Raw genomic sequence first — 13,397 nt, forward strand, 5'->3', positions numbered from 1 at the left:
GTTTTACTCTTTCGATGCTTCTATCAAGGCATCCACAAGGCTCTCGATCTTGGCTTTAGACGGTTCGAGAGCCACGGTGTAGCCATGCTTTCTCAAAGCGTTGGATGTTTGCGGTCCTATGGAAGCCATCTTACACTTCTCCGCCCATGCTCTAAGGTCGTGCCTTTCTACCAGTGACGCAAAGTTTTCTACGGCAGAAGAGCTGCAGAAGAGTATCCAGTCCGGAACAGAGGAGTGCATCATCTCTATACGCTCACTGTAATACTCGATGGGGACATTATCGTACAGTGGCACGAAGCGACACTCTGCACCGAGGGCGTTAAGCTCTTCCACGAAAAGGTTTTTCGTCAGCAGAGAGCCGGAGACAAGTATTCGTTGCGAGCGGATTTCCGGATGCGTCTCCGCAAATGTACGTATAAAATGTTCTGTTTTATGGTATGGAGGCGTAAAGTCGGGCAGGAATCCGAAGTGTCCCAATGCCTCTGTGGTTACTTTCCCGATGGTCGCAAAGCGAAGATGAGACAGGCTCCGGAAATCGACTTTTGCCTCTCGGAGTCTCTTAAAGAAAAGCTCCACACCGCTGACGGAAGAGAATATCACCCAGTCCGTACGGGATAGATCGGATAGTGCGGACGTGATCTCTTCGCTCTCTGTTACGGGAGCAACCTTCATGGTAGGCAGCACAAATACCTCCGCTCCATGCCCTTCCAACGTATCTGCCAGTGTGGACGACTGATTGTAAGAACGAGTAACGATGATACGCTTGCCTGCCAAACTGCCCGGCTTGACCCACTCATACGCTTTGTGAAAATCTACCACATTGCCTATCACGATAAGACCCGGAGCAAGTGTCGAATAGTCTGCATAATCGGGTGTAAAGGCATCCAGCCGGTCGCTGATGATTCTCTGCGTAGGCAATGTTCCCTCCGAAATGATCGCCATAGGGGTAGCAGGATCCATACCTGCCTTGATCAAGTTTTCGGTAATAATGGGAGCGGTGTTGGTCCCCATATAGAACACCAATGTCCCTTTCATGCCTGCGAGAGCCTCCCAGTTGAGTTTCGGCACCCCGTGATGCTTGGAAAACCCGGTGATGAGAGAGACCGAAGTGGCGACACCTCTGTGTGTAACCGGGATGCCGAAGAAGGCAGGCACGGACACTCCTGCCGTTACGCCCGGCACGATTTCGTACTCCAATCCCGAAGCATGAACAGCCATCATCTCCTCTCCCCCTCTTCCGAAGACAAAGGGATCGCCTCCTTTCAAGCGGAGGACGCTATATCCGGCTTGCGCTTTCTCTATCAATATATTGTTGATCTCCTGTTGCTTGAAGCAGATTTTACCGGAACGCTTCCCGACATAAATAAACTCCGCTTCCGGATTGGCATCATCCAGAATAGCCGGATTCACCAATGCGTCATACACTATAACGTCTGCTTCCTTTACCAGTTGGGCACAACGGACGGTCTGCAGCCCTATGGAGCCGGGACCTGCGCCTGCCAGATAGATCTTTCCTTTCTTTATCATTTCTACTTTTTAGCCTCAAGGGCATTTATAAATCGCTCTATTTCTACTTCGTAAGCTGCCTTATCTTCTCTTCTCAAAGAGGAAAGGCGGTTCAAATCTTCCTCCATCTCTTCCGGGATGGTCGCCTTGAAATGCTTGGCAAAAGCCTGAAGCACTCTGGGCTGCTTATATTTTGTTCGCAGAGCCAGCTGCAATCCTTCCTTCTCGAAAGAGAGTGGAAACTGAACGGGAGAGAAGTCCGCCCTGCTAAGATCCATATAGAGAAGAGAGTGTATGGCTGCTCTCCGACAGACGGACTCGTTCAAAGAGGGATCGTCTGTTGCGGCAATCACAATCTCGAAACCATCCAATGCTTCTCCCCGATAGGCTCTCTGCTCCAGTCTCAATGCGTTGTCCGAACGGTGCCGGAGCAGTCTCTCCGAAAAAGCAGGAGCCATGACCGTGGTCGCCACACCGTAACGCAACAGCGTCTCCACCTTTATGGCTGCCCCTTCGCCCCCGCCTATCACCAGAGCCGAAAGCCTGTCCGGTCTGAGCATCAAGGGAAGATAGCCCCTCTCGCACGGCTCCGGCTCGAACACCGGATGCTTCCACACTTTTCCATGTAGCGCATAAGGCCTTGCCAGATGCGCCTCTTCCGGCAGTGTCGGATGCAGAAAAAGCTCTTCGGGGGAGAGTCTTGCCGCCAGTTCGCCTCTGTTAATCACCCACACTTCATCGCCCCACGCATACGCCAGATCGGCATCGTGAGTGGAGAGAAGTACGCCCTTGCCTTCTGCCACAAGGCTGTCTATCAGAGCCATCACCTTTTGAGTGTAGAGATGATCGAGGTTTGCCGTAGGTTCGTCAAAGATGACAAACGATGGATCAAGCACTAAAACCGAAACGATGGCAACCCATTTCCGCTGTCCGTCACTCAACAAATGAGGCGGTTTTTCTGCCAAAGCGGTAAGCTCGTACTGCTCAAGGATCTCATCCAAAAGAGATTCAAACCGTTTGTCGCCCCGTCTTCCCGCTCCGCTGTTGATGAGTCCGAAAGCGATCTCATCCCTGACCGAAGGGGTAAAAAGCTGGTGATTGGAGTTTTGAAAAACAAAGGCAACCTTCTGCCGGAGCACCTCCTGCCCCCGTTTTCCATGCGGAATCTCCTCTCCATCGAGCAGGATAGCCCCCGAAAGAGGAGGCAAAAGACCCGTAAGTGTCTTGAATAACGTGCTCTTCCCCGCACCGTTGCGCCCCATTACCACCACTTTTCTGCCGGACTCCACAGAGAGTGAAAGATGCTCCACAACCCTTTTGCCCTTTTCGTAGCCAATGGCAAGATCTTGGAGCCGAAGCGTCATCCCGGACTGCCTGCCCCCTTGTACCGGTTCGGACATCCCGTAAGAGCGAGAGTAAAGCCCGTCCATCATTTTGTCCGACTCGTGCAGAGCCAGCACAACGGTCTGCCCCAAGAGAAGAGCCGCATGCCCGGGGCGTTCGCTCCGAACAGCATATCCGCCTCTCAACTTCTGAGCCGTAAAGATCTGCTGAGCCGTCTCCATGAGGATATGAATATAGCGGTAAACATACTCCATCAGCTCCACAGCCAGGGCAGGCACTTTAAGCCGTCGCATCTCTTGGATCATGGAGTAGAACGGGACGAGATGAAGCAGAGCCAGCAGCACGGAATAGCCGGCAAAGCAACGCGCCAAAAGCAGAAGAAACATATCAATGCCGGAAGAGGTTATCCCCCACCCGTATCTGCTCCATACCACTTCGTCCGCCACGCTTCCGGGAGGAACTCGCTCTATGAGTACCGGCAAGACTCCCAAAAGAATGAACAGAGGGACAAGGATAAGCCCTCTCTTGGATCTGCTCTGCCCTTTTACCGGGACAAAGAGAAGCACGCCGAGCATGGAGACAAACACCGCCAACAGCATCTCTATCCATGGGACAGCTACCACCACGACTATCAGCAGCAGTGCAAGCAGAAGTATCGTTCTATTATGTCGGTCAGGTAAGATCACGAACCTTTTTTCACCAACTTCTTATATGCAATGGCAAAAATAGCGATGCCTATCACGATCTGAACAAAGAACAGCACCGGCTCCATCGTTTCCGAAGGCTCATAACCGAAAGAGAAATCCATAGGCTCGAAGCCCGGTACCAATGTAGAGATCATTTCTCCGGCGGCATCATCCGTTCCCTCTCCGAAGTCGACAAAGTTGCCCACTACAGGTACAAGAAGAAACAGAATGCTCAGGATGACAAGAAGAATGGTGTACTTATGCTTTTTCATGACTAACGGCTTTTGATGTGAAATAGGTGGAAACACCCTGACGTACCAGTATGCGGTACACAAAAAGGGTGATAACGCTCTCGACTATGGCTAACGGAACTTGAGTAACGGCAAAGATGCCCAAAAACTTCATCGCCGCACCAAAGACTCCGGTGGCAGACTCCGGCAAAAAGAGAGCCAGCTGAAACGATGTGGTAACATACGTGGACATGGAGCCTATAAAGGTAGCCAGAACAATGCCGACACTATCGGACAAACCGATCTTCTTAACACCCTTGTACACGCCATAGGCTACAAAAGGTCCTACAATACCGAGAGAAAAGACGTTCGCTCCCAATGTGGAGAGACCGCCATGCGCAAGCAAAAGGGTCTGAAACAGCAGAACGATGACACTCACCAGCGGTATGGCTTGCGGTCCTACAAGTACCGTACCGAGAGTGGTACCCGTAAGGTGGCTGCTGCTACCATTGACAGAAGGCAGCTTGAGCGCACTCAGGATGAAGACAAAAGCTCCGGAGAGAGCAAGCGTCAGCTTTGCTTTGGGATCTTGAGCCACTCGCTTACGAATGTAGATAAAGCTCCACACCACAAATGGAAGGGATAACACATACCAAACGGCACACCAATTCAACGGCATATAGCCCTCCATGATGTGCATAGCGTGTGCAGGCGTGGCAAAGAGCACCGCTAAAAGAAGAGCATAAAAAAGTTTGTTCATCTGTTGTAATGTTGATTTCTGTTTATACTGTTAGTTGCAATGCAGTCTCTTTCAAGCTCAAAAAACCTCACTCTCTTCGGCATCTCCACACCGGGAAAGTGTCATTCCGTCTTAGAAAAAGTCTTAAAACCAAAAAGATAAACGAAGATACGAAAAGTTTACGGATTCTTTCGGCAGGATGATACCCGACAACTCTCACCCTCTTCACTTCTTTAAGAGCAGTCCAAAGCTCCGGAGCACTCCCCTTTCTTCGTTACACAATTCGGATAAACCCTATAAATAGTTCTGATGAATGGAGTAAAAAGCTGCTCCGATCCCTTTAATATCTCAAAATCCGGATTTGAAGCGTGGAAATCAAAGCGTAGAGTGTGGCAATCAAGCCATGAAGTGTACAAATCAAGATTCGAGATGTGGCAATTGAGCCGTGAAGTGTACAAATCCAAGCCATGAAGTGTACAAATCGGCACTTGAAAAGCAAAAACCAAGCCTTGACTTCATCTTCCAAACATGATAAACCGTTCTTTTAATGCCTTTTAGCTGCTCTTTTGAACCCGTTCCGAACAAATCTCATCGCCACAACTCCAAATCTCCACAACAATATCTTCCCCAAAACACCTATCGCATCCCCCAACCGATTCCCGATACTCCGAAAACAGAACGCAACCACCACCATCCCCAAACAGCATCGGCTCATCCCAAAAGAATCTCGTGATGCTCTATAACCACAACAACCCATCATTCCAAAACAGCTTCAGCTCACCCCAAAAGAATCCCGTGATGCTCTATAATTACGACAATCCATCATCCCACAACAGCTTCAGCTCTCCCCAAAAGAATCCCGTGATGTTCTATAACCACGACAACCCTTCATCCCAAAACAGCTTCAGCTCACCCTCCTATCTTTTCTCTTGTTATGGTCTATCTATTTATCTTTCTATCCTTGTATTCACCCTCTATCAGCAATAACACTTTCCTCTTGTATTTTCTAAGCAATATCATGAAGTTTACTTATACCCCTTCAGTTCAAATGACCCCCGATAAGATGGGTATCAATGAGTTTTTCAGTGAGGTTTTCCCATAATCCTTCAATTCAGCCCCTTTTTACTATCCCAACAAAATAGTACTCACCCTTCTTATAGCATACTCGCCTCCAAACCTCTATTTCACAAAAAAAGAGAGGTGCAAGCATCACTCGCACCTCTCAATATATTCAAGTTAGATTTAGAACCCAACTGTGATCTCAAAGTCTATTAGATACCAGGTCTTGGAACAATCTTGAAGACTGCATAACCCTTAACTCCGGCATAACCGCGTCTGAATGTAGCCCACAAGCCATTAGGAGCTTCTCCTACTACAAGTGTAGCCGGATTACCCTTTATTCCATTGAAGCCTTGTTCAATTGCTGTCTTGTTAAGGACAGGAATACGGAACCAGATTTCAGATGTAATACCTGTCAAGTTTCCTTGCCATTCTACAGTCCAAGTATCCTCGTGAGTAGCACTATCATATGCTCCTACGATATCAATGAATCTCGGATGGTGTGTAGAAATAGATGTCATATCTTTCGGAATTGGTTGCCATGTAGCACCCTTATCGTTAGATACTTCCATGTACTTGTAGTCAATATGAGTATCATCTCTCAATGGGAATGTTAGACGCTCTTCAAGACCATACCATTGAGCAAGTTTCTTAGGAGCAAACTTAGCATCTCCATTGATAGTTTCAGAAGGATCAAATCTTGCTACCAAGTGACCAATACCTTGAGAGTTTGTAACTCCTGCATCACCATGGTCAAATAGACCGCGATAAATCTTAGCAGAAGTATCTCTTGTATGGAAGTTAAACTCGAATGTTTGCTTATCTTGCTTATCTGTCAACACAACAGTAGTAAACTTAACACGTAGAGCTCTTTCAAACTTCACAGCGAAGTCCTTAATGTAGTAATAGTTGTTATTAGCAAACTTTTCAGGATTCGGATCTGTATCAGGAGCCTCATGGTTGATGTCTGTAACCATACGCACCTTCAAGAGTTTCTCCATGTCGTCTACACGTTCAAGAGAAGAGTCTTCTGCATCGGTAGTAAGCATATTGTGAGGATAACCTACAGAGTGAGGTCTGTGGTTGCTCATCAAGTAACTGTATAGACGGTCTCCACCTGTAGAGATAGAAATACGCAAGCGTTCCCATCCGTCAGCATCTCTTGCGATCCAAGCAGCTATATTAGAAGGCTGATCTTTCACGTAGATCTGAGTCAAATAGTTCTTATCATCACGCTTAAATACGAAACCAGCGTCAACAAGATCTTGATCATAAACGAACTCGAATCTTGCTCTGTATTGTGGAGCCTCACCTGGTTCTACGCTATTAGAGTCAACAATCTTTTCAGTAGTTATAAGGATGTTAGACTTATCATTTTCAACCAACTTGAATGCTTCAGTAAGGTCTACCTTATAGCCATTTTCAGACAAGAATTCATAACCACCTGCAATAGTGTTTTGGATTCTTGCATATTGAGCTCTGATGATATCTGTATTCGGGATCCAGTTATGAGCATTTTCTGCCTTGCTAACAGAGATTTCACGAAGCGCAACACGGAACTTGAATGTCAAGTAAAGGTCACGACCTTGTTGTACATTACCTGTCTTGTATTGTAGCTTGTAAGTGATGCTATAATCACCGGCCGGAGCCTTATCGTCTACATAAACGATAAACGAGTTAGCATCAAATTCATATCTGATAAGAACATGGTCGAAGGCATCAACTTCATCAACACCCGTAGCATCAACATTTTCAGTATCATTTACATGGTTATAATCTGCTGCCTCGAAAGATTGCTCAATTATTTCAGAGTTATCACCATTGATAATGTAAGCACTCTTGAACTCTGCTGCAGAGTTGATTGTAGGCAACTGCTTCAAGATAGGATTGATGTCACCAGGGTTAGGAAGAGCATTAGAAATACCCCAAGAATTCTTCGCATTCAATGGGTTCATCCAGCGTGCAACCACAGTGTTATCATTAGCATTTTCGAAGTTTACAATTTGACCTCCTACAGGCTTATCAGTACCAAACATCTTGTGATAGTAAGGAATGTTTCTGTAAGAAGTGAATTCATCTGCATCTTCCTCAGGCTTATCTTGAGTGAAGTCAAATGTCCAGCGAGCATCGCTCCAACCTGTTGTAGATTCTACAATCTTAACAACCAAATAACCTACAGGCTGACGAACGTCACACTTAGAGTTAACTTGTGTAACCTTAACAATCACCTTCTTGTTGTTAGAAGCAGAGATTTGATCAGCTTTAACTTTAAGCTTGCTACCTTCGATAGTTGTATAAACGTGAGTAGTGTTTGTATTACCATCAATGATAACAATATTGTGATTATCATCTTCGTATGCTACTTGCTCAAATTCGTAAACAGGCTTAGCATAAACCGGTTTGTCTGTGTATGGTTCACCAAATGCACCAAACTCATTGTAGAAATGGCGGAATGGATCTCCAGTAACAACCTTTTCATTCTTATAATCACCGCCATCTTGAGGATAGTAGAAAGATGTTACATAGTCATAAAGATCGATCTCTCCTTGGATAGGAGCAGCATTTGCAATAGGAGTACCGGACCACATAAGAACGTTCCAGTTCTTTTCATCGTTTCCAAGAACGGCTTCGTCCTCATTTGCCCAAGTAGTAGCCTCAGCAAGAGTTCTCTTAAGAAGACGAGATGTCAAAACAGGCTTACCCGGTTTACCCAACTCTACAAGACCCTTTTCACCAACAACTTCAGCAAGTTTGATTTGAGTAGGGATAAGTTGAGTATTAACGTGTTCTGTAGACTTCACACGAAGCTTAGCAGGAGTTTGTCCTTCTTTTCTCTTAATATCGTTAGTAAGAGCTGTAACAACGATAGAAAGACCTCTTTTGCCACCCTTTGCTCCATAGTTAACATTAGGAGTAGTAGCGTCTTCGTCCACGGTCATAACGATACGCTCAGTGAAGTTGCCCGAGGTAAGAACATTCTCACCATGGAAGAATTCATTACCCCACCAAGTGTCGTTACCAAACACTTCACAAGCTTCTGCTCCCTTAATATGAACAGGAATGTAGATGATATCACCCTTTTGAGTAACCTCACCATTGATGTGAACATCAACCTTAGAGGAGTGATCTTCTACACCGTCATCAGCAGAACGAGTAGTGATTTGGAAGTTCAAGCTTTCGATAGTAAAGTCTTCACCAAGCTTTGCATTAGATGGGCTAACGCGATACATCAACACGTGATCAGCTGTATAGTCACCTGCAAAATAGTACAACTTCATAGTCTTTTCAGAAGGAAGACCACGAGTTGGGATGAATGTAAGACCTTCAAGTTGCTTAGAAAGTGTAAGGATGTTAGCAGCGTTGAATCCGATCATCTTTTCCAACTCTTTATCCTTATCGTCCAATTCTTTCTTATAACGCTCAACCTTAGCATCCAAATTTTCAATAGCAGTCTTGTTTGCTTCGATCAGACCCTTAAGTTCGTCATACTTCTCTTGCAATTCGGTCTTAAGAGCTTCGATAGCGGCCTTGTTTTCGTTAATCTTAGCAAGGTGATCTTCAAGAGACTTATCGATACCATCAAGTCTGGCATTGATTTCCTTAAGCACTTCAGACTCGCCATTAACAAGCTTCAAGACTCCTTCCAAGGCAGCAATTCTCTTACCAAGTTCATCTTCAACCTTAGCGATCTTTGCATTAAGTCTATCTTCCAAAGCCTTAACTTCGTCTTTTGTGGCAGCCTTAGCAAGCTTAGCTTCGAGATCAGCCAACTTAGCATCTACTTGAGCCTTGTAAGCATTGAATGTTTCAAGGGAAACAAGCTTAGCCATAAGCTCTTTCTTTGCATCTTCAAGCTCCTTCTTTGTAGCGGCATTAGCCTCCACTGAAGCAACCTTCTCCTCAAGAGCTTTCACCTTGCCTGCAACAGTAGTCACATCGCCTTTAAGGTCCGTGATCTTCTTTTCAAGCTCAGCTTTCGTAGCCTTAAGATCGTTAGCAGCACCAGCCTTGTAAGCTTCTAGAGCTGCCTCGATTTTCTTAATATCATCATCATAATCCTTACAACTTGTCACAGTGAAAAGCACAGCAACAAGCGCAAGCATAATGAATCTGAAAGAAAAGTTTCTTTTCATAAAACAATAACATTTAGAGTTAGTAAATAAAAATTTGATTCGTATGCTGTATTGGGTTAATACTTCTAGTTTATCAATATCAATTCGATCCTTTTGAGAGATCAGTTATTTCAACACCTGAAGATCTTTCTAAAAGATGCCACACCACGCTTCTAAGACAAAAATCTTATGATAGACAATGAGACATCCACTTTTAACATATTCACCAATGAGAGAAAGAAAAAAAGAAGAAAATTTTAGGCAAAAAGCAACAAAACCCAAAGATAAGGGAGATAAAAAGACGACAAAAACGAACCATAAATGTGGCCACAGATGGACGCTAATCTCCTTAATATCTCATACTTACGCCAAAGCAGACTTCTTCTCGTCTTACTCTACAAGAGCAAAGGTAGGAAATATTATCATAAATACAAACATTTCCACAGCCAAAACCGCGTATAAAAGAGGAATAGAAGCACCGAGGACGAGAGAAAAAGAGAGAAAATCCCCCCCTTTGGTTCTGTTCTCTGAATAGAGATTTGACTTTACCTCTATTCACTATTCTTAAATGTCTAATCGAGAAAGTGTGCAAGAATTGATCTCCAGATGATTAAGAACGCTTCCCTCTTTACACTCCTCCTGACAACGATACAAGAATAACAATAAAAAGGGGGTGTCAGATGAATCTGATACCCCCTTTGAATGTATATCTAAATATAGTTTATCGTAAGAGTTACGCTTCTGCTGCCTCAGATTGAGGTTGAGCTGCAGGAGCAGACTCTGTTGCCTTCTTGCGTGAACGACGTGTACGAGGTTGCTTAGCAGTCTCTTTCTTTTCCTTAAGCATGTTTTCGTTGTAGTCCACAAGCTCTATAATACACATCTGAGCATTATCACCAAGACGGAACCCTGTCTTGAGGATACGAGTGTAACCGCCCGGACGATCCGCAACTTTTTGAGATATATTTTGGAACAACTCTGTTACCGCATATTTATTTTGCAAATAAGAGAAAACAGTACGACGAGAGTGTGTTGTGTCTTCTTTAGAACGATTGATAATCGGTTCTACATACTGTCTTAGTGCTTTTGCCTTGGCAAGAGTGGTCTGAATCCTCTTATGCATGATAAGAGAAGTTGCCATATTTGAAAGCATTGCGTGTCTGTGAGCTGTCTTACGGCCAAGGTGATTGAATTTTTTTCTATGTCTCATCTTCTTATAATTCTTTATCTAATTTGTACTTGGCTACATCCATACCGAACGAGAGTTCCAAACGTTCAAGAAGGTCTTCCAATTCTGTAAGAGACTTCTTACCAAAATTGCGGAACTTTAGAAGGTCTGCCTTAGTGTGCGCAACAAGTTCTCCAAGAGTTTCAACTTCCGCTGCCTTCAAACAGTTGAGAGCACGAACGGAAAGATCGAGTTCAGATAGCGGAGACATGAGCAACTGGCGCATGTGTATCGCATCTTCATCAAATTCGGAGTTATCATCCGCGACATCACTCTCTAATGCGACATAATCTTCTGCACAAAGAGCGAAATGAGAGATAAGAATCTGTGCTGCACCTTGCAAGGCATCTTTGGGAGAGATAGAACCATCTGTGGTAATCTCTAATGTTAGCTTGTCGTAGTCTGTACGTTGCTCCACACGAGTATTTTCCACTTGGTATTTGACCTGTTTGATGGGTGTAAAGATAGCGTCAATCGCGATCTGTTGAGGGTCATCAAACATTCCCATCATCTCTTCCGCAGGAATCCAAGAGCGTCCTTTTATAATGGTAAGTTGGATGGTAAAGGATACAGATTTATCCAGATTGCAGATAACCTGATCCTTGTTGAGCACTTCAAAACTACTTAGCTTTGCAGAAATATCTGCTGCGGTAAACTGCTCTGTATTTTGAACCTTTATACTAACGGTTTCGCCCTCTTCCCCTTCGACAATACGCTTAAAACGCACTTTTTTCAAATTAAGAATGATGCTGGTAACATCCTCGATCACACCGGGAATGGTAGCAAACTCGTGCTCAACGTTGTCTATCTTGATTGAGTTGATAGCGTAACCCTCCAGAGCCGATAGAAGAATCCTTCTCAAAGCATTACCCACAGTAATACCGTACCCCGGCTCCAGCGGTCTTAGCTCGAACTTCCCGTATGTAGGGGAATCTTCAAGCATGACTACCCTTTCAGGTTTTTGAAATGCCAATAAAGCCATATACTACGTTACTTTGAATAGAGTTCTACAATCAGTTGTTCTTTGATATTTTCAGGGATATCCTCTCTGGAAGGAATGCTAAGAAGCTTACCGGAATAAGAAGCCTTATCCCATTCCAACCATGGATACTTACTTCCGCCGCTTGATGCAAGAGAGTCAACAATCACTTCAAGAGACTTAGATTTTTCTCTAACACCAATCACTTGACCTTGTTTTACGCTATAAGATGGGATATCTACGACCTTTCCATCAACGATAATATGACGGTGGTTAACCAACTGACGTGCAGCAGCACGAGTCTTAGCGATACCAAGACGATACACTATGTTGTCAAGTCGTTGTTCCAGCAATTGAAGAAGAACCTCACCCTTTACACCTTTAGAGCGAGACGCTTTATCGAAAAGATTTCTAAACTGTCTTTCTAAAACACCATAAGTGTATTTTGCTTTCTGTTTTTCGCGCAGCTGAATACCATACTCAGAAGTCTTACGTCTTCTGCTATTGCCGTGTTGTCCCGGAGGATAGTTCTTCTTAGACTTTACGGAGCCAAAGATAGGCTCTCCGAATTTGCGAGCAATTCTCGCCTTAGGGCCTGTATATCTTGCCATAATAAAATTTGATTACATGAAAGCGTACGCATACAGCCGCGATTGTGAGAGATGCTCAATCCATTTATATTTATACGCAGCCTTCATTCTTAATGATTTAAGTAAGTAAAGTGTATTATACTCTTCTTCTCTTAGGAGGACGGCATCCATTATGTGGTAGAGGAGTTACGTCTATAATCTCCATAACCTCTATACCTGCACCATGAATAGATCTGATAGCAGACTCACGGCCGTTACCCGGTCCTTTTACATAAACTTTCACTTTACGCAAACCAAGGTCGTATGCAACCTTAGCACAGTCTTGAGCAGCGAGCTGAGCTGCATAAGGAGTATTCTTTTTGGAGCTTCTAAAACCCATCTTACCTGCACTTGACCAAGAGATAACTTGACCTTCTGCATTGGCAAGAGAGATGATGATGTTGTTAAAAGAAGAGTGGATATGCGCTTGCCCAATAGCATCAACGCGAACAACTCTCTTCTTTGCGACTGTCTTTTTTGCCATATTATCTTAACGTATTATTTAGTAGCTTTCTTCTTATTCGCAACTGTTTTCTTCTTTCCTTTGCGAGTTCGGGCATTGTTCTTTGTGCTTTGACCACGCAAAGGGAGATGAAGACGGTGACGTATACCTCTATAGCAACCTATATCCATAAGTCTCTTGATATTAAGAGTCACCTCTGTTCTAAGATCTCCTTCTACCTTATATTCGGCCCCTATAATTTCACGGATCTTAGCTGCCTGATCATCTGTCCAGTCTTTCACCTTGATATCCTTGTTGATACCGGCTTTGTCTAGAATGGAATTAGCACTACTTCTACCTATACCAAAAATATAGGTAAGAGCAATCTCGCCTCTCTTGTTTTGTGGTAGGTCAACACCTACAATTCTTATTGCCATAATATG

Annotated in this window: 14 protein-coding genes; 4 read left to right on the forward strand and 10 right to left on the reverse strand. The window is 44.4% G+C overall.

Annotation, left to right across the window (positions count from 1 at the left end; genetic code table 11):
• Positions 1 to 3: 3 nt before the first annotated feature.
• The 4 genes from cobA to JT26_RS04515 are packed head-to-tail and all read right to left on the reverse strand — an operon-like array spanning position 4 to position 4,526.
• Positions 4 to 1,527, reverse strand: coding sequence for a uroporphyrinogen-III C-methyltransferase (gene cobA, locus JT26_RS04500; RefSeq protein WP_036846819.1), 1,524 nt, complete (start codon positions 1,525 to 1,527; stop codon positions 4 to 6).
• A 2-nt stretch (positions 1,528 to 1,529) separates the two neighbouring features.
• Positions 1,530 to 3,536 carry an ATP-binding cassette domain-containing protein gene (locus JT26_RS10155; RefSeq protein WP_052110356.1) on the reverse strand — a complete coding sequence of 669 codons (2,007 nt, stop codon included), beginning with the start codon at positions 3,534 to 3,536 and terminating at the stop codon, positions 1,530 to 1,532.
• Entirely contained in the window at positions 3,533 to 3,808 is a 276-nt protein-coding gene (locus JT26_RS04510; protein WP_036846821.1) for an energy-coupling factor ABC transporter substrate-binding protein, read from the reverse strand. The genes JT26_RS10155 and JT26_RS04510 overlap by 4 nt, the downstream gene beginning before the upstream one ends.
• The gene (locus JT26_RS04515; RefSeq protein ID WP_036846823.1) at positions 3,795 to 4,526 is read right to left on the reverse strand and encodes an energy-coupling factor ABC transporter permease; all 732 of its coding nucleotides are present in this window, start codon (positions 4,524 to 4,526) and stop codon (positions 3,795 to 3,797) included. Before JT26_RS04515 ends, JT26_RS04510 begins: the two co-directional genes overlap by 14 nt.
• Positions 4,527 to 4,814: 288 nt before the next feature.
• Here JT26_RS04515 and JT26_RS10815 point away from each other — a divergent pair, with 288 nt between their 5' ends.
• The 3 genes from JT26_RS10815 (at position 4,815) to JT26_RS04520 (ending at position 5,492) form a co-directional block, all read left to right on the forward strand.
• Positions 4,815 to 4,976 (forward strand): hypothetical protein, encoded by a 162-nt coding sequence (locus tag JT26_RS10815; protein WP_160217635.1) that lies wholly within the window; start codon positions 4,815 to 4,817, stop codon positions 4,974 to 4,976.
• A 76-nt stretch (positions 4,977 to 5,052) separates the two neighbouring features.
• Positions 5,053 to 5,238 carry a hypothetical protein gene (locus tag JT26_RS10820; RefSeq protein WP_152565484.1) on the forward strand — a complete coding sequence of 62 codons (186 nt, stop codon included), beginning with the start codon at positions 5,053 to 5,055 and terminating at the stop codon, positions 5,236 to 5,238.
• The gene (locus JT26_RS04520; RefSeq protein WP_036846829.1) at positions 5,238 to 5,492 is read left to right on the forward strand and encodes a hypothetical protein; all 255 of its coding nucleotides are present in this window, start codon (positions 5,238 to 5,240) and stop codon (positions 5,490 to 5,492) included. Before JT26_RS10820 ends, JT26_RS04520 begins: the two co-directional genes overlap by 1 nt.
• Positions 5,493 to 5,776: 284 nt before the next feature.
• On the opposite strand, the gene JT26_RS04525 is transcribed toward JT26_RS04520, so the two are convergent.
• Positions 5,777 to 9,637, reverse strand: a complete 3,861-nt coding sequence (locus tag JT26_RS04525) for a zinc ribbon domain-containing protein (protein WP_152566990.1) — start codon at positions 9,635 to 9,637, stop codon at positions 5,777 to 5,779.
• Positions 9,638 to 9,875: 238 nt separating this feature from the next.
• Between JT26_RS04525 and JT26_RS04530 the strand changes: the two genes are divergently transcribed.
• The gene (locus JT26_RS04530; protein ID WP_160217636.1) at positions 9,876 to 10,211 is read left to right on the forward strand and encodes a hypothetical protein; all 336 of its coding nucleotides are present in this window, start codon (positions 9,876 to 9,878) and stop codon (positions 10,209 to 10,211) included.
• A 198-nt stretch (positions 10,212 to 10,409) separates the two neighbouring features.
• Here JT26_RS04530 and rplQ read toward each other — a convergent pair whose 3' ends face one another.
• The 5 genes from rplQ to rpsM form a co-directional block, all read right to left on the reverse strand.
• Positions 10,410 to 10,886 carry a 50S ribosomal protein L17 gene (rplQ, locus tag JT26_RS04535; protein ID WP_036789603.1) on the reverse strand — a complete coding sequence of 159 codons (477 nt, stop codon included), beginning with the start codon at positions 10,884 to 10,886 and terminating at the stop codon, positions 10,410 to 10,412.
• Positions 10,887 to 10,890: 4 nt separating this feature from the next.
• Positions 10,891 to 11,886 (reverse strand): DNA-directed RNA polymerase subunit alpha, encoded by a 996-nt coding sequence (locus tag JT26_RS04540; protein ID WP_036846841.1) that lies wholly within the window; start codon positions 11,884 to 11,886, stop codon positions 10,891 to 10,893.
• An 8-nt stretch (positions 11,887 to 11,894) separates the two neighbouring features.
• Positions 11,895 to 12,494 carry a 30S ribosomal protein S4 gene (rpsD, locus tag JT26_RS04545; RefSeq protein WP_036789600.1) on the reverse strand — a complete coding sequence of 200 codons (600 nt, stop codon included), beginning with the start codon at positions 12,492 to 12,494 and terminating at the stop codon, positions 11,895 to 11,897.
• 115 nt (positions 12,495 to 12,609) lie between these two features.
• Positions 12,610 to 12,996 (reverse strand): 30S ribosomal protein S11, encoded by a 387-nt coding sequence (gene rpsK, locus JT26_RS04550; RefSeq protein ID WP_036789598.1) that lies wholly within the window; start codon positions 12,994 to 12,996, stop codon positions 12,610 to 12,612.
• Positions 12,997 to 13,010: 14 nt separating this feature from the next.
• The gene (rpsM, locus tag JT26_RS04555) at positions 13,011 to 13,391 is read right to left on the reverse strand and encodes a 30S ribosomal protein S13 (protein WP_036789593.1); all 381 of its coding nucleotides are present in this window, start codon (positions 13,389 to 13,391) and stop codon (positions 13,011 to 13,013) included.
• Positions 13,392 to 13,397: the final 6 nt, after the last annotated feature.

The sequence above is a fragment of the Porphyromonas sp. COT-108 OH1349 genome (assembly GCF_000768755.1).
Taxonomy (GTDB): domain Bacteria; phylum Bacteroidota; class Bacteroidia; order Bacteroidales; family Porphyromonadaceae; genus Porphyromonas_A; species Porphyromonas_A canoris.

Bases quoted from the DNA above. Each gene is read 5' to 3' on its own strand.
- rpsD (WP_036789600.1), bottom strand. From the start codon at position 12,494: ATGGCAAGATATACAGGCCCTAAGGCGAGAATTGCTCGCAAATTCGGA.
- JT26_RS04520 (WP_036846829.1), top strand. From the start codon at position 5,238: ATGCTCTATAACCACAACAACCCATCATTCCAAAACAGCTTCAGCTCA.
- JT26_RS04510 (WP_036846821.1), bottom strand. From the start codon at position 3,808: ATGAAAAAGCATAAGTACACCATTCTTCTTGTCATCCTGAGCATTCTG.
- JT26_RS10820 (WP_152565484.1), top strand. From the start codon at position 5,053: ATGCCTTTTAGCTGCTCTTTTGAACCCGTTCCGAACAAATCTCATCGC.
- rpsM (WP_036789593.1), bottom strand. From the start codon at position 13,391: ATGGCAATAAGAATTGTAGGTGTTGACCTACCACAAAACAAGAGAGGC.
- JT26_RS10815 (WP_160217635.1), top strand. From the start codon at position 4,815: ATGAATGGAGTAAAAAGCTGCTCCGATCCCTTTAATATCTCAAAATCC.
- JT26_RS04540 (WP_036846841.1), bottom strand. From the start codon at position 11,886: ATGGCTTTATTGGCATTTCAAAAACCTGAAAGGGTAGTCATGCTTGAA.
- JT26_RS04515 (WP_036846823.1), bottom strand. From the start codon at position 4,526: ATGAACAAACTTTTTTATGCTCTTCTTTTAGCGGTGCTCTTTGCCACG.
- cobA (WP_036846819.1), bottom strand. From the start codon at position 1,527: ATGATAAAGAAAGGAAAGATCTATCTGGCAGGCGCAGGTCCCGGCTCC.
- JT26_RS04530 (WP_160217636.1), top strand. From the start codon at position 9,876: ATGAGACATCCACTTTTAACATATTCACCAATGAGAGAAAGAAAAAAA.
- rplQ (WP_036789603.1), bottom strand. From the start codon at position 10,886: ATGAGACATAGAAAAAAATTCAATCACCTTGGCCGTAAGACAGCTCAC.
- rpsK (WP_036789598.1), bottom strand. From the start codon at position 12,996: ATGGCAAAAAAGACAGTCGCAAAGAAGAGAGTTGTTCGCGTTGATGCT.